The organism is Stutzerimonas stutzeri, from assembly GCF_024448985.1.
In the GTDB taxonomy this organism is placed as follows: Bacteria; Pseudomonadota; Gammaproteobacteria; order Pseudomonadales; family Pseudomonadaceae; genus Stutzerimonas; species Stutzerimonas stutzeri_AP.
Genome location: NZ_JAMOII010000004.1, coordinates 264,600 through 289,191 on the forward strand (window position 1 = coordinate 264,600; position 24,592 = coordinate 289,191).

20 protein-coding genes are annotated in these 24,592 nt (G+C 62.9%); 8 read left to right on the forward strand and 12 right to left on the reverse strand.

Annotated elements, in window-relative coordinates; genetic code table 11:
- Nucleotides 1–14 precede the first annotated feature (14 nt).
- The 4 genes from rpoH to ftsY all read right to left on the reverse strand — a co-directional run bounded on the left by rpoH (nt 15) and on the right by ftsY (nt 3,969).
- Nucleotides 15–869 carry an RNA polymerase sigma factor RpoH gene (rpoH, locus tag NA647_RS08470; protein ID WP_131649501.1) on the reverse strand — a complete coding sequence of 285 codons (855 nt, stop codon included), beginning with the start codon at nt 867–869 and terminating at the stop codon, nt 15–17.
- Between the two features lie 111 nt (nt 870–980).
- A complete protein-coding gene (gene ftsX, locus NA647_RS08475; protein ID WP_256057276.1) occupies nt 981–1,991 on the reverse strand; it encodes a permease-like cell division protein FtsX in 1,011 nt (336 codons plus the stop codon).
- Nucleotides 1,988–2,659, reverse strand: a complete 672-nt coding sequence (gene ftsE / locus NA647_RS08480) for a cell division ATP-binding protein FtsE (RefSeq protein ID WP_256057277.1) — start codon at nt 2,657–2,659, stop codon at nt 1,988–1,990. The genes ftsX and ftsE overlap by 4 nt, the downstream gene beginning before the upstream one ends.
- A complete protein-coding gene (gene ftsY / locus NA647_RS08485; RefSeq protein ID WP_256057278.1) occupies nt 2,656–3,969 on the reverse strand; it encodes a signal recognition particle-docking protein FtsY in 1,314 nt (437 codons plus the stop codon). Before ftsY ends, ftsE begins: the two co-directional genes overlap by 4 nt.
- Nucleotides 3,970–4,205: 236 nt before the next feature.
- On the opposite strand from ftsY, the gene NA647_RS08490 reads away from it, so the two are divergent.
- The 4 genes from NA647_RS08490 to NA647_RS08505 are packed head-to-tail and all read left to right on the forward strand — an operon-like array spanning nt 4,206 to nt 8,733.
- Nucleotides 4,206–5,561, forward strand: coding sequence for a M16 family metallopeptidase (locus tag NA647_RS08490; RefSeq protein WP_256057279.1), 1,356 nt, complete (start codon nt 4,206–4,208; stop codon nt 5,559–5,561).
- Nucleotides 5,554–7,086, forward strand: a complete 1,533-nt coding sequence (locus NA647_RS08495) for a M16 family metallopeptidase (protein WP_256057281.1) — start codon at nt 5,554–5,556, stop codon at nt 7,084–7,086. Before NA647_RS08490 ends, NA647_RS08495 begins: the two co-directional genes overlap by 8 nt.
- Nucleotides 7,086–7,679 carry a 16S rRNA (guanine(966)-N(2))-methyltransferase RsmD gene (gene rsmD, locus NA647_RS08500; protein ID WP_256057283.1) on the forward strand — a complete coding sequence of 198 codons (594 nt, stop codon included), beginning with the start codon at nt 7,086–7,088 and terminating at the stop codon, nt 7,677–7,679. The genes NA647_RS08495 and rsmD overlap by 1 nt, the downstream gene beginning before the upstream one ends.
- 37 nt (nt 7,680–7,716) lie before the next feature.
- On the forward strand, nt 7,717–8,733 hold the full coding sequence (locus tag NA647_RS08505) for a hydrolase (protein ID WP_256057284.1): 1,017 nt from the start codon (nt 7,717–7,719) through the stop codon (nt 8,731–8,733).
- A gap of 31 nt (nt 8,734–8,764) precedes the next feature.
- Here NA647_RS08505 and NA647_RS08510 read toward each other — a convergent pair whose 3' ends face one another.
- The 6 genes from NA647_RS08510 to NA647_RS08535 are packed head-to-tail and all read right to left on the reverse strand — an operon-like array spanning nt 8,765 to nt 19,895.
- Nucleotides 8,765–9,796, reverse strand: coding sequence for a glycosyl hydrolase family 8 (locus NA647_RS08510; protein ID WP_256057285.1), 1,032 nt, complete (start codon nt 9,794–9,796; stop codon nt 8,765–8,767).
- On the reverse strand, nt 9,786–10,256 hold the full coding sequence (gene bcsD / locus NA647_RS08515) for a cellulose biosynthesis protein BcsD (RefSeq protein ID WP_256057286.1): 471 nt from the start codon (nt 10,254–10,256) through the stop codon (nt 9,786–9,788). The genes NA647_RS08510 and bcsD overlap by 11 nt, the downstream gene beginning before the upstream one ends.
- Entirely contained in the window at nt 10,253–14,296 is a 4,044-nt protein-coding gene (locus tag NA647_RS08520) for a cellulose biosynthesis protein BcsC (RefSeq protein ID WP_256057287.1), read from the reverse strand. The genes bcsD and NA647_RS08520 overlap by 4 nt, the downstream gene beginning before the upstream one ends.
- Complete coding sequence (gene bcsA, locus NA647_RS08525) at nt 14,293–18,666, reverse strand: UDP-forming cellulose synthase catalytic subunit (RefSeq protein ID WP_256057288.1); 4,374 nt, start codon at nt 18,664–18,666, stop codon at nt 14,293–14,295. The genes NA647_RS08520 and bcsA overlap by 4 nt, the downstream gene beginning before the upstream one ends.
- A gap of 3 nt (nt 18,667–18,669) precedes the next feature.
- Nucleotides 18,670–19,455 carry a cellulose biosynthesis protein BcsQ gene (gene bcsQ / locus NA647_RS08530; RefSeq protein WP_256057289.1) on the reverse strand — a complete coding sequence of 262 codons (786 nt, stop codon included), beginning with the start codon at nt 19,453–19,455 and terminating at the stop codon, nt 18,670–18,672.
- The gene (locus NA647_RS08535; RefSeq protein WP_256057290.1) at nt 19,446–19,895 is read right to left on the reverse strand and encodes a hypothetical protein; all 450 of its coding nucleotides are present in this window, start codon (nt 19,893–19,895) and stop codon (nt 19,446–19,448) included. The genes bcsQ and NA647_RS08535 overlap by 10 nt, the downstream gene beginning before the upstream one ends.
- Nucleotides 19,896–20,122: 227 nt before the next feature.
- On the opposite strand from NA647_RS08535, the gene NA647_RS08540 reads away from it, so the two are divergent.
- From NA647_RS08540 to NA647_RS08550, 3 genes are all read left to right on the forward strand, one after another.
- On the forward strand, nt 20,123–21,505 hold the full coding sequence (locus NA647_RS08540) for a GMC family oxidoreductase (RefSeq protein WP_272889606.1): 1,383 nt from the start codon (nt 20,123–20,125) through the stop codon (nt 21,503–21,505).
- Between the two features lie 94 nt (nt 21,506–21,599).
- A complete protein-coding gene (gene coaD / locus NA647_RS08545) occupies nt 21,600–22,082 on the forward strand; it encodes a pantetheine-phosphate adenylyltransferase (protein WP_256047330.1) in 483 nt (160 codons plus the stop codon).
- A gap of 136 nt (nt 22,083–22,218) precedes the next feature.
- Entirely contained in the window at nt 22,219–22,470 is a 252-nt protein-coding gene (locus NA647_RS08550) for a YfhL family 4Fe-4S dicluster ferredoxin (RefSeq protein ID WP_131649482.1), read from the forward strand.
- Between the two features lie 114 nt (nt 22,471–22,584).
- Here NA647_RS08550 and NA647_RS08555 read toward each other — a convergent pair whose 3' ends face one another.
- Both NA647_RS08555 and mutM read right to left on the reverse strand, forming a co-directional pair.
- The gene (locus NA647_RS08555; RefSeq protein WP_256057291.1) at nt 22,585–22,926 is read right to left on the reverse strand and encodes a multidrug transporter; all 342 of its coding nucleotides are present in this window, start codon (nt 22,924–22,926) and stop codon (nt 22,585–22,587) included.
- Between the two features lie 113 nt (nt 22,927–23,039).
- Nucleotides 23,040–23,852 carry a bifunctional DNA-formamidopyrimidine glycosylase/DNA-(apurinic or apyrimidinic site) lyase gene (gene mutM / locus NA647_RS08560; RefSeq protein ID WP_256057292.1) on the reverse strand — a complete coding sequence of 271 codons (813 nt, stop codon included), beginning with the start codon at nt 23,850–23,852 and terminating at the stop codon, nt 23,040–23,042.
- Nucleotides 23,853–24,029: 177 nt separating this feature from the next.
- Between mutM and NA647_RS08565 the strand changes: the two genes are divergently transcribed.
- Entirely contained in the window at nt 24,030–24,569 is a 540-nt protein-coding gene (locus NA647_RS08565; RefSeq protein ID WP_256057293.1) for a type 1 glutamine amidotransferase domain-containing protein, read from the forward strand.
- Nucleotides 24,570–24,592 lie beyond the last annotated feature (23 nt).

Below are 24,592 nucleotides of genomic sequence, written 5' to 3' on the forward strand. Positions count from 1 at the left end.
GCAGCCATGAACGATCAAGCCTGAATGGAACCCTTGAGCTTGTTCATCGCGTTCTTTTCCAGCTGGCGAATGCGCTCGGCTGAAACGCTGTACTTGGCCGCCAGATCATGCAGCGTGGCCTTCTCTTCGCTCAGCCAGCGCTGCTGAAGGATATCGCGGCTACGCTCGTCCAGCGTTTCTAACGCCTCGTGCAGACTGGAATTGGAACTGTCGCTCCAATCGGCATCTTCGAGCTGACGCGCCGGATCGTAACGATGATCCTCAAGATAATGCGCTGGCGACTGATAGGCGCTGTCGTCATCAGCATCGGCTGACGGATCGAATGCCATATCGTGACCCGTAAGGCGACTCTCCATCTCCCGTACTTCGCGCGCTTCGACACCGAGGCTATCGGCAACCCGCTCGACTTCCTCGTTGCTCAGCCATGCCAGGCGCTTCTTCTGACTACGCAGATTGAAGAACAGCTTGCGCTGCGCCTTGGTGGTAGCGACTTTGACGATGCGCCAGTTGCGCAAAATGAATTCGTGAATCTCGGCCTTGATCCAGTGCACGGCAAAGGACACCAGGCGCACACCCATTTCCGGGTTGAAACGCTTGACCGCTTTCATCAGGCCAACATTGCCTTCCTGGATCAGGTCGGACTGGGCCAGCCCATAGCCGGAATAGCTACGGGCGATATGGACGACGAATCGCAGGTGGGCAAGCACCATCTGACGTGCGGCCTCGAGATCCTGATGGTAGAACAGGCGCTCTGCCAGGTCGCGTTCCTGCTCGACCGTAAGCAGCGGGATGCTGTTGACCGTCTGCACGTAGGCCTCGAGATTGCCTCCCGGGACCAGGGCTTGAACAGGTTGCAGATTAGTAGTCATGCAGATCCTCCAATAATGAAGCTGCAGCAGTTTAGCACTGCCGGGTCAGACTGCAAGCCTATGGAAAAGTTCCCTTACAGCCCTATAAAACCTCTATAGATCAACAAGTTATCAGCGCGGCGCCAGTTCGCTCAAATGCCTCGCCACCGCCAGCCAAGCACCGATGTAACCCAGCAGCAAGGCGCCGAGCACCAGCGACAGACCATCTTCGACCGGCACCCCGGCCAGACCGAAATCGCTACCATACAGGCCGGCCAGTCCTACCACCGCTTCGTTCAGCCAGCCCAGCCCGTAAGCCAGCAGCAGCCAAGCGATCAGCCCGGCACCCAATCCGTACAGCGCGCCCATGTAAAGGAACGGCCGTCGTACGTAACCGTCGGTTCCGCCGACCAGCTTGACCACTTCGATCTCGGTGCGGCGGTTTTCGATATGCAGGCGGATGGTGTTGCCTATCACCAGCAGCAGGGTGGCGATGAGCAGCAGCGTTAGGCCGAAGACGAAGCGGTCGCCCAGCTTCAGAATGGCCGTCAGGCGCTCGACCCAGAGTAAATCCAGCTGCGCCTGCTCCACCCCGGGCAGCTCCGCCAGGCGTTGGCGCAAGGCTTCGAGATTGTCACGGTCGACTTCGCTGGGCGTCACCAGAATCACGCCAGGCAGCGGGTTTTCCGGTAGTTCACGTAGCGCCTCGCCAAGGCCCGAAAGCTGCTGAAATTCTTCCAACGCCTGCTCACGGCTGATCCAGCTGGCTTCCGACACGTCCGGCATGGAAAGGATCTCCTCTCGCAATGCGCTGCCCTGTTGCGCGTCCACGTCTAGCTGCATGAACAGCGAAATCTGCGCCGCACGCTGCCAGGACCCGCCGAGCCGCTCGACATTGTCCAACAATAGCGCCAGCCCCATTGGCAGGCTCAACGCAACCGCCATGACGAGACAGGTAAAAAAACTTCCAATAGGTTGCTTGACCAGCCTGCCGACGCTATCGACCATGCTGGCGCGATGGCTTTCCAGCCAGGCGTGGAACAGCGTTTTGAAATCCGGCTCACCGTCTCTCGGCTGCTCGGGCTTGTTCCGCACGCCGCCGGCGCGTTCGGCCGGATTCGGATTGTTCTCGGGTGCGCTCATCGAGGGGCCTCCCCGTCGCCGATCAGGCGGCCACGCTGCAGGGTGAGCATGCGGTGGCGCATGCGGGCGATCAACGCCAAGTCATGACTGGCGATCAGCACGGTGGTGCCGAGTTTGTTGATGTCCTCGAAGACGCCCATGATCTCCGCCGCCAGACGCGGGTCCAGGTTGCCGGTGGGTTCGTCGGCCAGCAGCAGCGCCGGACGATGCACCACAGCACGGGCAATGCCGACGCGCTGCTGCTGCCCGGTGGACAGGTCCGAAGGATATTGCAATGCCTTGTCCTTCAAGCTGACGCGATCCAGCGCAGTCATCACCCGCTGGCCGATCTCGCGCTTATTCAAGCCCAGAATCTGCAGCGGCAGCGCGGCGTTTTCGAACACAGTGCGGTCGAACAGCAACTGGTGATTCTGGAACACCACGCCGATCTGCCTACGCAGAAAGGGAATCTGCGCATTGCTGATACGCGACAGATCCTGCCCGGCCAGCAGCAACTTGCCGCTAGTGGGCCGCTCCATGGCCAGCAGCAGCCGCAGCAGGGTGCTCTTGCCGGCGCCGGAATGGCCGGTGACGAACAGAAATTCGCCGCGCTGCACCTGAAAGGACAGTTCGTGCAGCCCGACATGACCGTTGGGATAGCGCTTGCCGACCTGATCGAAACGAATCATGACGGGGGATTACCTGCGCTCGTTCCTTTCTCGGCGAACAGCGCGCTGACGAAGGCGTCGGCCTCGAAGGCGCGCAGGTCGTCGATGCCCTCGCCCACTCCGATGTAGCGGATCGGCGTGCCGAACTGCTTGGCCAGGGCGAAGATCACCCCGCCCTTTGCGGTGCCGTCGAGCTTGGTCAGCACCAGGCCGGTGAGTTCCACCGCCTGGTTGAACTGCTTGGTCTGGTTGATGGCGTTCTGGCCGGTGCCGGCGTCGAGCACCAGCAGCACTTCGTGCGGGGCCGTCTCGTCGAGCTTGCCCATGACCCGGCGGACCTTCTTCAGCTCCTCCATCAGGTTGTCCTTGGTGTGCAGGCGGCCGGCGGTGTCGGCGATCAGCACGTCGACGCCACGCGCCTTGGCAGCCTGCACGGCATCGAAGATCACCGAGGCGGAGTCGGCGCCGGTGTGCTGGGCGATCACCGCGATGTTGTTGCGCTCGCCCCAGACCTGCAGCTGCTCCACGGCGGCGGCGCGGAAGGTATCGCCGGCGGCGAGCATGACCTTCTTGCCTTCGAGCTGCAGCTTCTTGGCCAGCTTGCCGATGGTGGTGGTCTTGCCGACGCCGTTGACGCCGACCACCAGGATCACGAACGGCTGCTTGCCGGGCTCGATCCGCAGCGGCTGCTCGACCGGTTTGAGCAGGTCGGCCAACTCCTCCTGCAGCGCCTTGTATAGCGCGCCGCTGTCGGCCAGTTCCTTGCGCGAGACGCGGCGGGAAAGGTTCTGCATGATTGCAGTGGTAGCTTCGACGCCGACATCGGCGGTCAGCAGGCGGGTTTCCAGCTCGTCCAGCAGGTCGTCGTCGATGGCCTTCTTGCCGAGGAACAGGCTGGCCATACCTTCGCCGATGCTGGCGCTGGTCTTGGACAGGCCCTGCTTGAGGCGAGCGAAGAAGCCCAGCTTGGCCGGTACTTCTTCCGCAACGGGAACCGGTGCCGGCTCGACGGCGATTTCAGCGAGAGTCGGGGCTTCCGGCACATCCATGGATTCGTCGAGTTGCGCTACCGGCTCGGGTTCGGGCTGCGGCACGATTTCCGATTTGATTTCCGGCTCGGCGACGGGCTCGGGCTGCTCGCTCTTGATCTCGATCAGCTGCTCTTTGGCCTGCTCATCGGGCTCATCGGCGAACGGCTGGCTGTCTTCCAGCGGCTCGGATGGCGGCGGTTCGGCTGTGGGGGTCTGCGGCTTCTTGCGCAACCAGCCGAACAGGCCTTTCTTCTCGCCGGCCTCGGCCGGCGCCTTCTTATCGTCGTTGGAACCAAACATGGAGAAGATTTTCTCAAGAGGGCGAAACGCCGGCGGCCACGCCACCGGCCAGACGGGGGCTATCCTAGCACCGCGCAACCGACTGCGCTAAGCGTGGCCATCGGACCTGGAACATCGCGACGCAGTTCGAATCTGCTGACACTTTGCCCCGATCACGGCGCGCCAGTACCATGCCCCGCGTGTTTCCGCCTGCCAACGCCACCCGGCGGGATTCATTCCTGAACGAGTCTTTCCCTATGTCTCCGATGCTACGACGCGCCGCCGCTCTGCTACTCGCCGCTCTTTACTTGCCGCTGGTCACCGCAGCCGACGCTCAGCCAACCCACGAATTCTTTCTGGACAACGGTCTCAAGGTCATCGTCCGCGAGGACCATCGCGCACCTGTGGTTGTATCCCAGCTCTGGTACAAGGTCGGCTCCAGCTATGAATCCCCCGGGCAGACCGGCCTTTCCCACGCGCTGGAACACATGATGTTCAAGGGCAGCCGCAAGCTCGGCGCCGGCGAGGCTTCGCGCATCCTGCGCGAGCTTGGCGCCGAAGAGAACGCCTTCACCAGCGACGACTACACCGCCTATTACCAAGTGCTGGCGCGTGATCGCCTGGCGGTGGCCTTCGAGCTGGAGGCCGACCGCCTGGCCAGCCTCAAGCTGCCGGCCGACGAATTCGCTCGCGAGATCGAGGTCATCAAGGAAGAACGCCGGCTGCGCACCGACGACAAGCCCAGCTCGCTCGCCTACGAGCGTTTCAAAGCCATGGCCTACCCCGCCAGCGGCTATCACACCCCGACCATCGGCTGGATGGATGACCTCGAACGCATGACTGTCGAGGAGCTACGCGCTTGGTACGAGGCCTGGTACGCGCCTAACAATGCCACCCTGGTGGTGGTCGGCGACGTGACGCTTGATGAAGTCAGAACCCTAGCCGAGCGCTATTTCGGCCCGATCGAAAAGCGCCCGATCCCCAGCGCCAAACGTCCGCTGGAGCTGGACGAACCCGGTGAGCGCCGCCTGACCCTGCACCTCAACACCCAGGTGCCGAGCCTGCTGATGGCGTTCAACACGGCCAGCCTGGCCACTGAAACAGACAATCCTCGGCAGATCCATGCGCTGCGCCTGATCACTGCGTTGCTCGACGGCGGCTACAGCGCCCGCCTGCCCAGGCAACTGGAGCGCGGCGAAGAATTGGTGACCAGCGCCTCGGCCTGGTACAACGCCCATGCCCGCGGCGACAGCCTGTTCGTCCTCAGCGCCGCGCCCAACATGCAGAAGGGCCGCACGCTGGAAGAAGTGGAGGCGGGTCTTTGGCAGCAGCTCGAACAGCTCAAGCAGACCGCCCCTACGGCAGAAGAGCTCGAGCGAGTCCGCGCCCAGGTCATCGCCGGCTTGGTCTACGAACGCGATTCCATCACTCAGCAAGCCACCACCATTGGCATGCTGGAAACTGTGGGCCTGTCCTGGCACCTGATGGACGGGGAACTCAGCGCCCTGGAGGCGGTGACGCCGGAAGACATCCAGCAGGCCGCCCGTACCTACTTCACCCGCTCGCGCCTGAGCGTGGCCCATGTTCTGCCCAAGGAGACCCGCGATGAGTGATCGCACCCTATTGCGTCGCGGCCTGCTCGGCCTGATCCTGCTCGGCACCCTGGGCCTGGCCGCCTGCGACAGCGAAACCGGCGATACCGCCGCGGTCATCCCTCCGGCGAAGAACGTCGCGACACCCGCTGAATCCGGCCAGGCCATCGCCAATGCCGCGCAGGACGAAACCCGCCTGGAGTCGCTTGCCGAACTGGGCGACCAGCCATTACCGCGTCGCGAGCTGGACATCCAGAGCTGGCAGACCGAAGGCGGCGCCAAGGTGCTGTTCGTCGAAGCCCGTCAGCTGCCGATGTTTGACCTGCGCCTGACCTTCGCCGCCGGCAGCAGCCAGGACGGCGCCACGCCCGGCCTGGCGATGCTGACCAACGCCATGCTCAACGAAGGCATCGAGGGCAAGGATGTCACCGCCATTGCCGAAGGCTTCGAAGACCTGGGTGCCGACTTCGGCAACGGTTCCTACCGCGACATGGCCATCGCCAGCCTGCGCAGCCTGAGCGCCGCAGACAAACGCCTGCCAGCGCTGGAACTGTTCAGCCAGGTGGTCGGCCAGCCGACCTTCCCCGAGGATGCGCTGCAACGCATCAAAAACCAGGTCCTGACCGGCTTCGAGTTCCAGAAGCAGAACCCCGGCAAGCTGGCCAGCCTGGAGCTGTTCGAGCAGCTGTACCAGGACCATCCCTACGCGCATCCCAGCGAAGGCACGCCTGAATCCATTCCCGGCATCGACGCCGCGCAGCTGCGCGACTTCCACGCCAAGGCCTACACCGCCGGCAATGTGGTGATCGCGCTGGTCGGCGACCTGAGCCGCGAAGAGGCCGAGGCGATCGCCGCGCAGGTGTCCGCCGCCCTACCCCAAGGCGCCGCGTTGCCGCCACCGCCCGCGCCGCAGCCTCCTGCAGCCACGCACGAGCACATCGACTTTCCGTCAAACCAGACCCATTTGCTGCTGGCGCAACTCGGTATTCCCCGTGGCCATCCAGACTACGCCGCGCTTTACCTGGGCAACCAGATTCTTGGCGGCGGCGGCTTCGGGACCCGGCTGATGGAAGAGGTGCGTGAAAAGCGCGGCCTGACCTACGGCGTCTATTCCGGTTTTAGCCCCATGCAGACCAACGGCCCCTTCATGATCAACCTGCAGACTCGCGCCGAACTGGCCGATGGCACTCTGCAGCTGGTGCAGCAACTGGTCGCGCAGTTCCTCGAAGACGGCCCGACCCAAGCCGAGCTGGAGCGCAGCAAGCGCGAGGTCGCCGGCAGCTTCCCGTTGTCCACCGCCAGCAACGCCGACATCGTTGGCCAGCTGGGCAGCATCGGCTTCTACGACCTGCCGCTGACCTATCTCGTAGACTTCATGCAACAGGTCCAGGCGCTGTCGGTCGAAGACGTCAAGGTGGCGATGAACAAGCATCTCGACCCAGACGGCTTCGTCATCGTCACGGCGGGTCCGGAGGCCGAGCAGAAACCATTGCCGCCACCGAGCGACAAGCCCCTCGAACAACCCAGCAGCGTTCCGGAGCATTGATGGCCAACCCACCCATTCGCCCTTCCGCCCACGGTGGCCAGGGCCAGCTGCGCATCATCGGCGGCGAGTGGCGCAGCCGGCGCTTCGCCTTCCCTGACGCCGAAGGCCTGCGCCCAACGCCGGACCGGGTACGCGAAACGCTGTTCAACTGGCTCGCGCCTTATATGTCCGGTGCCCGCGTGCTCGATCCGTTCACCGGCAGCGGCGCGCTCTATCTCGAAGCCTTGTCGCGCGGCGCCAGCATGGCATTGGCGCTGGACGTGAATGCCAACGCCATCGCCAGCCTGCGCAAGCATCTGGATACGCTCAAGTGCGGGCAGGGTCAGCTGCTGCAGAGCGATGCCCTGCGCTATCTGGAAACCCAGTCGCCAACGCCCTTCGACCTGGTGTTCCTCGACCCGCCGTTCAACAAGAACCTGCTGCAACCAGCGTGCGAGCTGCTGGAAAACAAAGGTTGGCTAGCCGACCACGCCTGGGTCTATACCGAAAGCGAAGCCGTGCCATCGAGCCTCGGCCTGCCCGGCAACTGGCGGCTGCACCGGGAAAAGAAGGCCGGCACGGTGCATTACGCGCTATGGGAGCGCAACGCCTGAACTGGCTGATCGTTATCTCCATCTGTCGCACCCGAGCATGACCACCACGCACCCGCACACCAGCTGCTGTACCGCCAGCGACGAAACCTTTACGCCGGCCCGATGGCTGCCGGGCGGCCATCTGCAGACGCTATGGAACCCCTTCTGCCGTCGCGCCACCAAACTATCTCGCCAGCGCGAGCGCCTGTGGCTGGCCGATGGCGACTTCATCGACCTCGACTGGCATGGCCCACACGATCCGACGGCGCCTCTGGTGCTGATCCTGCACGGCCTGACCGGCTCGTCCAACTCGCACTATGTGCTGGGCCTACAGCGGCAACTGGCCGAGCGGAACTGGGCCAGCGTCGCCGTCAACTGGCGCGGCTGTTCCGGCGAGCCGAACCTGCTGCCACGCGCCTATCACTCCGGCGCCAGCGACGACCTGACCGAAGTCATTGCCCATCTGCAGGCCACGCGGCCAATGGCGCCGCTCCATGCAGTCGGCTATTCATTGGGCGGCAACGTGCTGCTCAAGTATCTCGGCGAAACCGGAAGCACGACGCCGCTGCACAAAGCCGTGGCGGTTTCTGTGCCGTTCCGGCTGGACCAGTGCGCCGACCGCATCGGCACCGGCTTTTCGCGCGTGTACCAGGCGCATTTCATGCGTGAGATGGTGGCGTATGTGAAGGATAAACAGCGCCTCTTTACCAGCCTAGGCAACGCCGAACATCTATCGACGCTCCAACGCCTCGGTTCGTTGCGAGGCATGCGCACCTTCTGGGATTTCGACGGCCGCTTCACCGCGCCGTTACACGGCTATAGCGATGCCAGCGACTACTACCGGCGCGCTTCCAGTCGCTATTTCCTACCAGATATCCGCATCCCAACGCTGCTGATTCAGGCCGAGGACGACCCCTTCGTGTTCCGCCACAGCGTGCCCGACGCGGCCGAGCTCTCGACAACCACGACATTGGAACTACACCGCAGCGGCGGTCATGTCGGCTTCGTCGAAGGCTCGCCGATCAGGCCGCGCTATTACCTGGAGCGGCGGATACCGGGATGGCTGGCCGGCTGATGATCAGCCTGGCAGCTAAGCACCCCGCCCGTTAGGGGCCAGCACAGCCACCGCTGGCCAGTTGCGCAAGCAGATACAAGGACGCCGAATAGTAGTCTTCCGTGCCTACCGGAGATGCAGGTCCGGGCGCGCCTGTCAGATAAGCATGAATGGCCGCCACGCCCGTGGATACCGGATACGGCGCGACCGACCCATCGTCGAGGTTTATCCATGCCGGTGGCCGCTGTTTGCCTTCGCTGCGCCAGAAGCGGTCGAACGGCTTGAGCAGGTCGGGTACCTTCGCATCCGCGCCGCCCCAGCGGTAGTACAGCGGGATTCGCACCGCATCGAAGCCGAAGCGCGCAGGCCAGCCGTTGGCCGGATAAGGCCGGCCCCGATCTGGCAACAGCATCCAATCCGGCGGCAGGTCGTATTTCCCGAACCGAGCCAACTTGAGCAACCGCGGTGCATCGTTGAGCAGGTCTTTCCAAGGTCCCCGATGGTCGATGCGGTCGAATTCGACGAACGCTGGTATGACCAGATAGGAGAGGTTGATGATCGTTCCAGCGGGTTGGTCGAACCCCTCGATTCCAGCCAGAAGCGTGGTGTAGCCTTGAATACGCCTGACCAATCGCTGGGCAACCGCCTCACGAATTTCAGCCGACCTCAGCAGTAGCTCGGCATCCCCCCAGCGCTGGCCCGCGCGTAGCAACGCCCAGGCAATCAGCAAATCGCCATCGCTGGCGTCGTTGAGATCCGCGATGGGCGGCGTTCCGTTCGGATCGTAGCGCCACGCAAAAAGCGCAACATCCTGGCGACGAAGCGTCGAATCGGTCCAGCGCCAGAGGCTGTCGAAGGCTGCCCGGTCATCTGCGGCAACGGCAAACAGCATGCCCCAGCCTTGTCCTTCGGAGTGGCTGATATTGCCGTTACCGGTATCTTCGATGCGCCCGTCGGGAGCCATGAAGCGTTGGCGGTACTGGTTCCAATCTGCCGGGCAGAGCTTTTCTGGCGCGCCATAAGCCAGGGAGCAACACAGACTGACGCCGAGCAACAGCCCTCTAACCAAGCGGCTAGGCGCCATGGCAGCGGAACACCAATGCCATATCGACCTGTTCCGTACAGCTAACCTTCAACGGCGCACCTTCACCGAGCACCACCAGCCAGGCCTCATACAGGCCTTCCAGCAACGCCGCCATCGCTGCTTGCCATTGAGCGGAGTCGTCGCCCGCACCGGGATAGGCGCCGTGGGTCAGCGTCAGGCTTCGGTTATCGGTAGTCAGGGTCACCCAGCCCCAGTCCATGCCGAGCCACTGGTTGTTGATGGCCTCTTCGAGCGCTTCGAGCGTGCTCGCGCTCGGCGGTCCAAGTTCGTTGGCCATACGGCGGCCCACATGGCGCATGAACGCACAACCATCGTGCTCGCCCGCCGAATCGAACATTTCTCCCACCAGTGCCTGCAGCATCGGAAGGCCCTGGGCACTGCCGCGCTGCTTGGCCAGGTACGCCAGGCTGCGCGTTTCGATTGAGTTAGCCGAGGTCAAGGCAGTTTCTCCAGGTTGTGTTTGATGTAGATCGAGCCGGTGGTCTCTTTGTACTCACCGAAACTGTCATAGCCCAGGGCGCCGCCAACCTTGGTCTGATCGCCGAGTTTGTATTCGAGCTTGCCGCGCAGGTTGACCGCCATGCCGCTTTCGCTCTGCGCACTGTAGCGGCTCTGTATCGACGTACTCTTATCGGTAACGTATTCATTAAGTACTGACTGAGCCGACTGCAATCCCTCCAGCGCATCCTGCATTTCTGAGTCGTTCGGAAAATAATCGGCGCTGTCCTGGGTATAAGACTGATAACCCAGCGCGCCGCCGACCTGCATATCCCAGCGCTTGCCGAACGACTGTGTCCACTGCACCGGCAGCGAAACGCCCACGTAGTTTTCCGGGCTGAAGTAGCCCCCATGGCCCGAGGTGTAGTAGCTGAGGTTCTTGTCGAAGCTCATCCAGTCGAGGCCGATCCCCACCTGCAGCTGGCGGTCCTGCTCCTGAATCGGCCTCACATAGATACCGCTGTTGAAACCCAGACCCGTGTTGCCCTCGACATTTTTCCCGACATAACGATCAGCCTTACCGCCAACGTAAAAGCCGGAGCTACCATTATCGTAGCTGTACTGCACGCCGGCGCCGGTGCGCGTTACGGCCCCCCACTCCTTGCCGGTCAGCGGGTCTTTCGAACCCGCGTAGGACAGCAGGCTGTCGGTGACGGCCCGGCGATGTACGTCGATGTCCAACCGGCCATTCTGGCCCAGCTTCGGCGATACCTTGATCCCGCCGACGATATTGGTCTGGCTGAAGCCCAGCGGCGTGGTGCCGATGTCCGCACTAATCAGATCGCCCTTGTAGGCCAGATTGAGGGCGACGCCGGCCTCGTTCTGCGAGCCGGGCTTGTAGCTGTCGAGCAGCTTGCCTGGGGTATTAGAGATGAGGTTGTCGCTTACCTTCGCTGCGTCCTCAGCTGACAACCCTTCATCGATCAGCCCTTGTTCAATACCCGCCGCGATCAATTTACGACTGCTCTGAAGGAGGCTGACACGCTCTAAGGCGTTAGGTGAGCGCTGCTCTTCAACTGCAATCCTCTGTAGCTCGCTTTGGTAATGGGTTTCCACGCCTAAGCGAAACCCATCGGCCAAGACGTTGACGGCGCCCGCCGGTATAGCGTGACTGCCGAAGCGAGTCGCCGCCGAATCGCTGGCCGTGCCCGCGCTAAGGCTCACCGGAGTCGCCGTCACTTCCAGCCGCCCCGATTCCAGCGGCACGGTGGACAGCGTCATCGGAGCCGAAAATTCGGTGAGTTTGCTCAGACCGGCCTCGCCATCGCGGGCGCGCAGCTGGCCACCGACGGACACGAACGACGCGGTCTGCTCGCTCACTTGTGCAAGGGCGTTGCCGATATCGCGTAGCAGCGGGTCGCCCACCGGCGCTGGCTGCGCGGCACTGGCGAACGGCTGGCGCTGCAGGTAAGCGGGCGGTGCGCTGTCGGCTGCCGCCACCGAATAGGCTGAAGAATCGCTGGCCTTGCGGAAGGGGTTGATCTGGACGAATGGCCGTGCGCCGTGAGCCAGTAGCAACGAGCCCTGCCCCGCCAGCCGCTGTTGTTGCTGCCGCTGAGCGTTTTCCAGCAGGATGCGCGCCTGCTGGTGCTGCCCCTTGGCCTGGGCAACGCGGGCACGCAGGAACAGCCGGCGCGGTTCGTCCATGCCGGTGGCGGACGCCAGCAACGCATGGGCGCGGTCGGGCTGCTTGTTGCCAAGCGCCGCGTTGACGCCGCCTTCGATGGCCTCCGCGTGGTTCGGCTGGCGCTGCAGAACGTGGTCGTACACACTCGCCGCCGCTGGGTACATCTTGCCGTCGTTGTACAACCGCCCCATGGCCAGCAGCAGCTCGTCGTTAGCCGGCGAGACATTTATGCGCGCCATCAAGGTGTCGTAGGCGCCGGCGAAGTCGCCTTGCAGCCGTTGATTATCGGCCTGGGTAATGGCCAGCCCGTCGCGTAGCCGGTCGATGCCGACCTGGTCTTGCGCACTGAGCTCACCGCGCTGGGCGAGCCTTCTCATCAGCACATCGGCCTCGGCGCTCTGCCCGGTCTTGCCCAGCACGGCGAGATGGCCCAGGTATCCCTGCACCGGCCCGTCAACGGTATCGGACAGATCGTCACGCACCAGACTCAAGGCCAGCCCCGGCTCGCCGAGATCGGCAAGTGCCTCGGCAATCCGTCCTCGGGCCGCCAGATCACTTGGCGCATTGTCGTAAAGCTCACGCAGCGCCTGGCGAGCGACGACCGGGTTGCCGGTGCTCGCCTGCTGGCGTGCGGTGGCGATGCGCTCGTTGATCGCCACGCGTTGCTGCAGCTCGCGCAGTTCCAGGGTCTGCTGCGCGGGCGGAACCTTGGCGAGCAATTCGGACGCCTCGTCCCAACGCGATTGCTCGCTCGCCAGCAGCGCCGCTGCGTGGCGCGATTCGGCGTCGGGTCGCTGGCCCAGTGGCGCCATCATCCGCTCGGCCTGTTCGGCTTCGCCCTGCGCGTTCAGCAAACGCGCATAGGCCAGCCGAACCCAGGGGTCGGCGGGCGCCATCGCCAGCGCCTCGGCGTAGAGTTGAGCCGCGCCGTCGATATCGCCGTTTTTTGCCAGCGCTTCGCCGCGTTCGCGCAGCGCCTGGGCCTCCAGCCGCTCAACCGAAACCAGACTCTGCTTGGCCAGCTCTGGCGTGCTGCGCAGCAGTTGCGCGGCGCCCTGGATGTTCCGCTGGCCTAGCAGGCTGTTGTACAAGCCGAGCTGGCTCGCGGAGTCGTTCGGCGAAGCCTGCAGAATTTGCCGATAGACCGCCTCGGCCTCGGCCGGCCGTTCATCGCGCAAGAGCAACTCGCCCAAAAGCAGATTCGCCGTCCTGCGCTGATCCGCAGTGCCTGGGTTCAGCTGTTTGACCTGTTTTTCGGCTGCCGCGATGTCGCCTGTATCGCGTGCTTTGCGTGCATCGGCCAGCCGACTGTAGAAATTCGCATCACGCAGGGCAGCGCCCCATTGTTGCTTTTTCTTGGGCGCCAGCTCGATAGCCTTGTTCAAGCTCGCGGCGGCTTGAGCGTACTGCTGATTGCGCAGCTGCACGACGCCTAACCCGCCCCACGCGTCGGCGTCCTTGGGGTTCTTGCTGATCGCCGCCCTGAAGTTCGCCAGCGCGGTGCCGGTCTCACCCTTGCGCAACGCAGTGAAGCCCGCGCCCCGCTCCTGACCCTGCTTGGCCGTCTGGACCTGGGCCATGGCCGCTTCGTACTGCTGGCCAATTTCCTGATCTTGTGGGTTGGCCGCCATGTACTGATCGTAGCGTGCGCGGTCCGCTTCGGTCGGCGAAAGCCAGAGCAGCGCCTGACGCCAGGCGCCGCTCGCCGCCGCAGAGGACGGCGCAAGCTCGGCGAGCCGCTCAATGCCTTGACGGCGAGTCTCCTCACGATAGGTCAGCGCCCGAGCGTAGGCGAGCTGCACGCCGGCATCGGTGGGCTGATCCTCGGCCAAGCGCTTCAGGCCTTCCACACCTTCCTTCCAGGATGCCGCATCGCCGGCGAGGGTCTGGTAGTACTCCGAAGCAAGATCCGGCGACGGCATGCTGTCGTTCAGCAATGCGCGGTATCCCTTGATCGCTTCCTGCGTACGGCCACGGCTTGCCAATTGGCGCACCGCAGCGAGTGCCCGGTCGTCTATCTGTGCGCGGCGGTCGGCACTTTTCAGACTGGCCAGATAATGGCTATCGGGATTGGCCGCTCGGAGTCGCTGGATCCATTGTTCCCGCGCCTGTTTGTCTTGCGCGTAGAGCGCCATGCGATAAAGCGCTTCTTCGGCGTTCGGGCGCACCAGCAGCGCGCGATCTAGCACCTGACGCGCCATTTCCAGTCGATTGCGTTCGTGCCAGAGATCGGCCTGCTGCATCAGCACAGAAAAGCCATCGCTCGGCGCCGGCGCGGTCTGGGTCCAGCCCAGCGCCGGGAGCAAGCTGCAGAAGATGGCAAGGGACAGCGGACGTGGCCGGAATCGACTCATCGTGATTGCTCCCGGCGGGCCGCACGGGCGCGCAGCAAAGGATAGAGACATGCAGCAGCCACAGCAGCGGCGATCAGTAGCATGAACATCAACAGAAACGGACGTTCGCTGAACAGCCAGCGCGCGTATTTGTTCAGGGGAAGCGTGCCGTAGGTGAGCTGCTGGCCGACCCGGTAGCTCATCACCCGATTGTTGCTTTCGAACACGGCGAGATCGCCCCGGATATCCGTGTTCAGCTGGGCATTTTCGAGCCGCTGCACCGCTTCCGGCAGCCACTCCTGACGGCTCGCCAGCAGCATGACCATGATCCGCGTGTCATCTACCGGCGATGCGGTGCTGAGCAGCCCTTGAAAACTCTGATAACCGGAGAGCGTCCGATCGGCGGCATCGGTTTCCCGGCCCCAATCGCCCTTGGCCAGGGTGATCGCGCGTTCCAGCGGGTCCTGCGCCCGCACCCGCAAATGCGCGTCTTCGCGACGAAACGACGACTTCGCCAGCAGCGGGTCGATTTCGAGCCGCGCGCCGATCTGGCCGACCACCAGCAGATCCTTACCCTCCATCGCGTCGCTCAGCTGGCTGCCGAGCTGCACGCGCATGCCTCGCGCCGGATAGCCGCTGGCATTGCCAAAGCGGCCGGCCAGCTCCAACAGCGCTTGCAACTCGGAAGCCGCAGGCGATTTCGGCAAGATCGCCAGGGTCTCGGACAGGTCGGCCATGCGCGTGAACGGAAAACCCGCGCCCACGAAGAAGGAGAGGTTGGGCAGCTGCGCGAAATGGTAGGTCTTGGAAAGATCGATCATCGAGTCGCCCTCGATGGCCGAATAGGCGGCGTCCGGCAGGCTGATACCGCACTCCGAGGTGTCGCCGTAATCAAGATTGAAATAGAAATCGAGCCGGTTCTGCCCATAGATCAGATAGGCGGGAATCGGCACTACGATTTCCTCGAGTCGCGAGGGATAGCCAAGCCGCTGTTTGGCCTTTTCCAACAGCCCGGGTTTGAGCACCGGCAGCGAGGTCAGGTAGTTGTCGTTCAGGGCGATGTCGAGGCGCGACTTCGAGGCATCGAACCACTCGCCCTCGGGGAAGCGGTAATGCAGGCGCAACGGGATATTGCCGTTGCGCCAAACAAAGGTGTCGGGCGCCGCGCGGAAGTCGATGGTCATCTGCCCAGGCATCAGGCTGGTGCTGGTCAGCGCGCCCTCCTCGGTCAGTTGCGCCAGCGGTACCGGCTCGTCCGTGCGCAACCAAGCGGGCGCATCGAACGGCACTCTCGGCGCAACCGGACGCGCCTGCACCCGTGCGTGATCGCCCTTCAGCCCGTGGCTCTGCAACGTCAGCACGTCGACGGCGGCTTTCAGTTCGTTGGCGTCGCGTCCCAACACCAAAAGCAGCTTGGAGAGAGGCTGGCTGGGATTGTCGATCACCGCCAGCGTCGGGCCTTCGATCACCGGCAGTTCGAGCCCGTCGGGTAGCGAGTCGGCCGTTGCGATCAGGATGGCGTTGGTGGGCGGCAACTCACCGTAATAGACGGGAAAACGCGCGCTGCGGTAGCCAGCTTGCGCACCGAAATACGAAGCGACCGCCGCGGCGCTTTCGGCCATGGAGGCACTCGGCTCGGCGCCGAAAATGAACGGCAGCGTGACGATGCCCTGGCTAGCAGGGTCGAAGAACGGCTGCGGCAACGTGGCCAGGTCGTTGACCATCGGCAGAGGTTGCGTGGCCAGCTCGATCGCCGAGCTACGGCTGAGCGTCGCCCAAAGCGCCGGGTTGAACGGGTTCTCGCACTGATCCGAATAATGGGCGCGCAGGCGAAAAATCAAACGGTTGTAGGGCAGCATCATCATCGGATCGAGCGGCACTTCGAGGCTCTGACCGGACGCGGTATCCGGCGTGAGCGCAACGCGCTGGATCAATTCGCCGTTGAGCAGGACTTCCAAATCACTGGTTTCCGGCAGCAGCTGGTCCGAGTGGCTCATGGTGAGCTTCAAGCGCGCGGCGGTGACCAGATCCTGCTGGCTGACGGAAAACGGAACGTTCAACTCACCGCGCATCCCGCGAATGGAGGGGTCGCTGGCAAAGCCCAGTTTGCCGAACGTCAGCGTTTCTACCCGCGTCGGTACGCTGAACAGCGATGGCACAGGCTCTTCGACAGCTTCGACCTGCGGCGCGGGAAGATCGGGCAACGGCGCGACTTGCGCGCGGGTGGTGTTCGGCAGTGCCACCGCTGCCGCCATGCACGCGCCGACCAGCACCATGGCGATATTCACTGCGGGCCGCTCGGGGGTTTTGCTCGAAGCATATTTCTTGCGGCGTCGGAGCAAGGGCGAAAGCGCGGTTCGCACCACCAGAACCAGCGAGCGCAGCGGTTTATCTCTCGACGGCGAAGCGAGCGGTAGCCATGCGTCCGCACGGCCCATAATGATACGAACCAGTTCGCGGCGCTGAGCGATTCCAGGCGCCTGGAAGTTGAGGCGCAGGACACCGGGCTCCGCTCCGGAGACCTTCACCTCGAAGATTTGCGACCGCTCGCCATAGGTGATTTCGGCATATTCGACCACCTCGGTGAGCATCGCGTCGGTCGGCAATGTCAGGCGCATGCCGCCCATTGATATATCTTGGGTCGTGGTCTGCAGCGTGCGGCCATTGTCCAGATGCAGCACGACCGGCAAGCGGATGTCGATCCGAATCGTTTCCCGGACCTGCCGCTTTTCGTGAGCGACCGCTATGGCCGCGCACAACAACACCAGACTGAACAGCGCCCAGGCGATGTTCAGCGCCAGGACGTAGGGGTTCGGCGCAATGGTGGCGAGCCAGAAGTAGCGTACGCAGCCGAGCACGATCCCGAGCAGCAACACGGCGGCCACGATGATATGAGGCCGCACGATGCGTGCATCGAAGTAATCCTTGTCCAGCAGATCGCCTTTATCCGTCACGTTGAATTTGCCGCGCTTCGGACTGAATAGCGTGACGAAGGTCGGCAAGGCGATATGGAAGCAGAGCACCGTCTCGTAGATCTCGCCCCAGAAGGTGTAGCGATGCTTACCCTGGATCCGAGTATTGGTGATGATCGCGACAGCCAGATGCGGCAAGGCATAGACGAAAATGGCGGCGGCCGATGAAAAGATGATGTTCTGGTCCAGCAACAGGTACGCGAGCGGCGCCGTCAAGAAGACGATGCGCGGCAGGGCGAACTGGAAATGCAGCATGGCGTTCAGGTAGCACAGCCGCTGCGGCAACGACAAGCCGCGCCCCAGCAGCGGGTTGTCCAGGCGCATGATCTGAGTCATGCCGCGCGCCCAGCGAATGCGTTGTCCTACGTGCAAGACCAGACGCTCGGTCGCCAACCCCGCTGCGAGCGGTATGCCGAGAAATGCGGTATTCCAGCCCTTGCGCTGGAGTTTGAGCGCCGTATGGGCGTCTTCGGTGACGGTTTCCACCGCGAACCCCTTGGTGTCTTCCAGCGCTTGGCGGCGGATGACGGCACAGGAGCCGCAGAAGAAGGTGGCGTTCCAGAAGTCGTTGCCCTTTTGCACAGGGCCGTAAAAGAGCTCGCCCTCGTTGGGCACCTTGCGCCCAACCGACAGGTTCCGCTCGAACGGGTCCGGGGAATAGAAATGGTGCGGCGTCTGGATCAAGGCCAGCTTCGGATCGTCCAGAAATGCGCCAACGGTGGCCTGCAGGAAAATCTGCGTTGCCACGTGATCGCAATCGAAGATGCAGATCAGCTCGCCGCTGGTCTTGGCCATGGCGTGATTCAGGTTGCCCGCCTTCGCATGATTGTTGTCGGAGCGCGCGATATAACCGACACCGGCCGCCGCGGCGAAAGCGCCGAATTCTGGGCGCTTGCCGTCGTCGAGAATGTAGATGCTCAGCTTGTCACGCGGGTACGCGAGATTTTGCGCCGCGAGCACGGTGTCCTGAACGACGCTCAGGCTCTCGTTGTAGGTGGGGATATAGACGTCGACGGTCGGCCAGCGCGAAATGTCCTCCGGCAACGGCGCGATGCGGCGTTCCAGCGGCCAGGCGGTCTGGATGTAGCCGAGGATCAGGATGACCAAGGTGTAGATCTCGGCCAGGTAGAGACCGAATCCGAGAAAGGTTTCGAGCCCGTTGCCGAACACCAGCGTTTCGGTCGTTCGCCAGTACATGTAGCGCAGCGAGACGGTGACAGAAATGACGATCATCACCAAGGTCATCAAGCGGCTGCGCATCCTGCTCAGCACGAGCGCGGCACCGATGGTGGTGACCATCAGCAGGGCCTGCATTTCCAACGCCATCGGAACGACGACGACCAGCCCTAGAGCGGCGAGCGAGCAGCACAGCACCAGGTTGGCCAAGACTTGCCTGGCCAGGCCAACTTTGTTTGACATGGGTTAGTTCCGGTGAGCCTGATGGTGGGCCTGGCTGTGCTCGAGTCGTTGCGCCAGACGACGAGCTATCTGGTCGATGTCGTGCGCTGACGCCGCTGCCGGCTCGAAGGTAAAGACGGTTTGCTGCGTCGCGAGGGCTTCGGCGAGCGCCTCGTCACGGTGGACCATGCCCAGCACCTGGCTGCCGAGCCTCGCGCGAAGAAACTCGGTGATGTCCTGATTGAGCCGTCGGCGCCGGTCCACCTGATTGATGACGTAACCAACCGAGCCCAGGTCGTTGCGCGAATAATGGTAGAAGTCGCCCTGCTCAATCTTCGGCAGCTGAGAGATCGATCCCGAATCCGCCAGCAATACAGCGATTCGGTAATCGGCGATGCGATCGAGCGCATCGAGCGCAGCGGTCGGCCCCGGAGGCGTATCCGCAATCACCATCAAGCCGGGAACCGCCAGAAAATCACGCAGCCCTTCGGCGAGCACATTGGGGTCTTCGCGCAGATGCCGTTCGAACAGCTGCGTGGCGTCCGCCGAACAATCGCCATAAGGCAGCACGCGAATCCCGCTCTGCGTGGTCAGGCTGAGCCGGCTCCAGTTGGGCTGGTGAGGCGCGTGAGCGACGTAGCCGCGATCGTCACTGAGCGGGACGCCCAGGTGCAGGCGAAGCGCGTTCTGCACGTCGAAATCGATGACGACTACCGGATGACCAAGACGCTGCAAGGCAAAGGCGAGATTGGCAGCCAGGGTCGTCTTACCGACGCCGCCCTTGGGAGAGGTTATGCAGATCAATGGCATCGGCTGATGGCCTTCAATAGCTGTACCAGGTCGGTACGCTGTGCTTCCTGTGGTGGATTAATGTTCGTTTTACGGAACAGATGGCCAAAGCTTGGCTTTGCCCTGGTCGCTTCGGCCGTTAGCCGTTGCGCTGTAACGGTCGATTTCTCAGCGATTGGCTCCGGGACGATTGGCGCCTCGGAAGCCATGCGCGGCGGCGGCATGCCGATGGACGTCAACATGGACCAATCAGTCTCACGCGCAATGGGAGGATTCGGCGAGTGGGCTCCTGGCACGTCCGCGCTGGGAGTGGCTTTGGCTGGATCCACGCTGCGAGAGACGGCGTTCAACAAACTCCAATCGCTGGCGCCTGCATCCATCGAGGCGCCAAACTCGCGGAATTCGACGTTGCCACCGGTAAGCTCGTTGAGACGTCGAATATCTGTGTCACGTCCGCTCATTTACATTCCTCTCCAAACCATAGACAACACACAAACGCGTAGCCGAACGAGGCGACATCTCGCCTTGCGCGGCTGCGGCACTGCTATCAGCCTGAAAAGAACGTGCCACTATGATAGTTTGATGGTGGCGTCATGCCATTATCAATGAATTTTTGTGATCATGATCAAGTCAGCCGACTGACGGCATTCAGACTAGCGAAGACATCGGTGCGTATAGCTGCCGGTAGATGCAGGAGCCGGCGGCGTACGCCTCGCTCTATCAGGAGGCGATCGGTCGCACGAGTAAGGATGGCGCCATCACCATCCTTCAAGGCCGCGCCGTCGGCGGCTCGACCCTCGTGAACTGGACGTCGAGCTTTCGTACCCCAACGCAGACGCTTGACCACTGGGCTCGCGAACACGCCGTTAAAGGGCTTTCGCCCGAGACGCTGACGCCCTGGTTCGAACGCATGGAGCAACGCCTGGGCGTCGAGCCCTGGCACCTGCCGCCGAACGCAAATAACCAGGTGATCCGCGATGGCTGCGTAGCCTTGGGTTACAGCTGGGCGGTGATTCCGCGCAACGTGCGCGGCTGCTGGAACCTCGGCTACTGCGGCATGGGTTGCCCCACCAACGCCAAGCAATCGATGCTGGTAACGACCATTCCCGCCACCCTGAATGCCGGTGGCGAGCTTCTCTATCTCGCCCGCGCCGAGCGCCTCGTCATCGAAAGGGAGCGGGTCACCTCGCTCGAATGCCTGGCGATGGACCCCTGCTGCGTGGCCCCGACCGGACGGAAGATCCAGGTTCGCGCGCGCCACTACATCCTCGCCGGCGGCGGCATCAACACACCGGCGATCCTGTTGCGTTCGGACGCCCCGGACCCGCACCAACGCCTCGGCAAGCGCACCTTTCTGCATTTGGTGAACTTCTCCGCCGCGCAATTCGATAAGGTCATCAACCCCTTTTATGGCGCGCCGCAATCGGTCTATTCCGACCAGTTCCAGTGGGACGACGGTACCAGCGGGCGCATGTCCTATAAGTTGGAGGTGCCACCGATCCATCCGGCATTAGCCGCGACGCTGCTGGGCCGCTTCGGTGTCGAAAACGCCTTGCGCATGCAGCAGCTGCCGCACACCAACGCCATGCTTGCGCTGATGCGCGACGGTTTCCATCCGGACAGCGCCGAAGGCCAGGTGCAGCTGCGCAGCGACGGCTCACCCACGCTCGACTACCGGATGACGGCCTATACCTGGGACGGTATTCGACGCGCCTATCACAGCATGGCGGAAGTCCAGTTCGCCGCCGGCGCCAAAGCCGTGCTACCGCTGCACAACGACGCGGTCTACGCGAAAAGCCTCGCTCAAGCGCGCCAGATCATCGACGAGCTGAGCCTCGAGCTGTACTGCACGCGGCTTGGCAGCGCACACGTCATGGGCGGCTGCGCCATGGGAGAGGACCCACATCTGGCAGTCACCGACAGCCTCGGCCGCCACCACCAGCTGGACAATCTGTCGATTCACGACGGCTCGCTGTTTCCCACCAGCATCGGCGCCAATCCGCAGTTATCGATCTACGCCCTGACCGCCAAACTCTCCAGCCAGCTGTCCGATCGCCTGAAAACAGCCTGACCGCCGCACTGCCAAGGCCATCCGTATTGATGCTTTACGCTGCCGTTACCGAGCCGCTACCATCCAACCCCCACGCATGCGTCAGGACGCCGCGATGAATCGAGTGCTGTATCCGGGAACCTTCGATCCGATCACCATGGGCCACACCGACCTGGTCGAACGCGCATCACGCCTGTTCGATGAGGTGATCATTGCGGTCGCCGCCAGCCCCAACAAGAACCCCCTGTTCCCGCTGGAGCAGCGCGTGGCACTGGCGCAGGAAGTCACCTCGCATCTGCCGAACGTTAAGGTGATGGGCTTCTCCACGCTGCTGGCGCATTTCGTCACCGAACAGAAGGCCAACGTGCTGCTGCGCGGCCTGCGAGCGGTCTCCGACTTCGAATACGAATTCCAGCTGGCCAATATGAACCGTCAGCTCGTTCCGGATGTGGAAAGCCTGTTCCTGACGCCGTCGGAGAAGTTTTCCTATATATCCTCGACCCTGGTGCGCGAGATCGCCCGGCTCGGCGGCGATGTTTCCAAGTTCGTTCATCCGTCGGTGATGAAGGCACTGACCGAGCGCTACGCCTCGCGTTAAAGCGCCTCAGCGTTTGGGCGACGAGCGATTGGCGACAGAAGGGTGATCACTGCCGCGTGCACCGGGCGAGCCGATGCGGCAAAATTGCGCGTCGTTTTACCTGCGCTGCGGCCATGCCGCAGCTGGAGCTAGCTGGATGTCCCTGATAATCACCGATGACTGCATCAACTGCGACGTGTGCGAGCCCGAGTGCCCTAACAGCGCGATTTCCCAGGGCGAGGAAATCTACGTCATCGACCCCAACCTCTGCACCGAATGTGTCGGCCATTACGATGAGCCGCAGTGCCAGCAGGTCTGCCCGGTTGACTGCATCCCCCTCGATGCGAGCAATGTCGAGAGCAAGGCCGAGCTGATGCAGAAATACATGATCATCACTGGCAAGGCCTGATCACCAGCCGCTCGCAACTTTTACTGCCCAAACGCAACACGGCTTCGCACGCGGTAACGCGGCGAAGCCGTGGGAAATAGATCGGATCGAGACCTCGATCCGATGGCACCGCGATCAATCCTGGCGGTTGTAACCAACGCGGGTGCAGCCCAGGCAGCGTGCGAAAGCAGCGGCACCGGGCTCGACCACCAGGGCATGCCCGGTTTCTTTGATGCCGCCGCCCATGGCCGTAAATGGCAGGCTGACGACGAACAGGCCAGCACCGACGACGGTCGCCGCGATCAATAGAGGCCGCGCAATCAGCAGATCGCCGACGATTGAAAAGGCTTTGGGCGCTTCAACGGTATACATAGGATCGCCGCTGGCGTTCTGCTGCACCGATTGCGCCTGAGCCGGCATCGTCAACAGACCGGTGGTCAGGGCCAAAGCAACAGCAGTGGAACGAAACAGATTCATGATGTGGTCCTTCAGCTGGGCGAAACGAGGCAGATGATTGTTGTGGCGGTCACTATAGCAGCGGTCGGCCGTTGTTGATCGTGAACACCGTCAATGCCTGCGCAGTCGCCGCATCACCGCTGACAGCGACCGCAATAGACACTGGCGCGCTGGCCCAGGCGGATCTCACGCAGTGTCGAACCGCAAGACTTGCAGAAATCTCCGCCTCGACCATAGACGAACAACTCTTGCTGAAAATAGCCCGGCTTACCGTCGCCACCGACGAAGTCGCGCAATGTCGTGCCGCCGCGCTCGATAGCATAGGCAAGCACCCGCTTGATCTCAGCCGCAAGCTTCATATAACGCGCCCGCGAAACGGCCCCCGCAGCCCGCCGTGGATCGATGCCGGCTGCAAACAACGCCTCGCTCGCATAGATGTTTCCGACGCCCACCACCACCGCGTTATCCATGATGAACGGCTTGATCGCCATGCTGCGCCCGCGTGACATCTGGAACAGACGATTGCCATCGAACACATCATCGAGTGGCTCCGGACCGAGATTGGCGAGCAGCGCATGGCTCAGCGGCTCATCGCTCCAGAGCAGAGCACCGAAACGCCGAGGATCGGTGTAGCGCAGCGCCATACCGGATTCCAGGACGATATCGACGTGCTCGTGCTTGCCAACGGGTAGATCCGCCGGAACCAGCCGCAGGCTACCAGACATTCCCAGGTGAGCGATCAAGGTCCCCACCTCGGCCTTTATCAGCAGATACTTGGCCCGGCGCTCGACGGCTTCGATGCGCTGACCGGACAGCCGCACATCGAGATCATCCGGGATCGGCCAGCGCAGCCGCCGCTCGCGCACGGTGACACGGCTGACGCGTTGACCTATGAGGTGTGGCGCAATGCCACGGCGGGTGGTTTCGACTTCAGGTAGTTCAGGCATGGCTATCGGGCAGAACGAAGACCGCCGAATCCTAGCATGGCGGTAGAGCGGCGAGCTTCCAGTCGGTGGGCAATCAGCCGGAGATAGCGCAAGGCCATCACCGAATAGTGCGAACTTTGGCTGAGCTCATGGTCGGATTTCAAGTAGACGAAATCAAACCGACCAGGAGGAAACCATATGACCGAGTCCCTGAAAGGCAAACGCGTGGCGATTCTGGTGACCGACGGTTTCGAGCAAGTCGAGCTCACCGGCCCGAAGGAAGCGCTGGAGAACGCCGGCGCGACCGCAGAAATCATTTCGTCATCGAACGGCGGAGTGACGGGCTGGAACCACACCACGCCAGCAACCAAGTTCCATGTCGATGAGACCTTCGACGCCATCCGCATAGAGGATTACGACGCCGTGCTGTTGCCCGGCGGGGTGGTGAACTCCGACACCATTCGCACCGACGAAATGGCCCAGGAACTGGTGCGCGACGCCGCGCGGGCGAACAAGACCATAGCCGTGATCTGCCATGGCGCCTGGCTGCTGGCCTCCGCCGGCCTAGTCAAGGGCAAACGCATGACCAGTTGGCCTTCGCTCACCGACGACCTGAAAAACGCCGGTGCTGATTGGGTCGATGAGCAGGTGGTGGTCGATGGCCATCTCATCAGCAGCCGCAAGCCGGACGATATCCCTGCGTTCAGCGAGGCGTTGGTCAAGGCGCTGGGCGGCTGATATCGCGTTATGTCTGCGCTCCC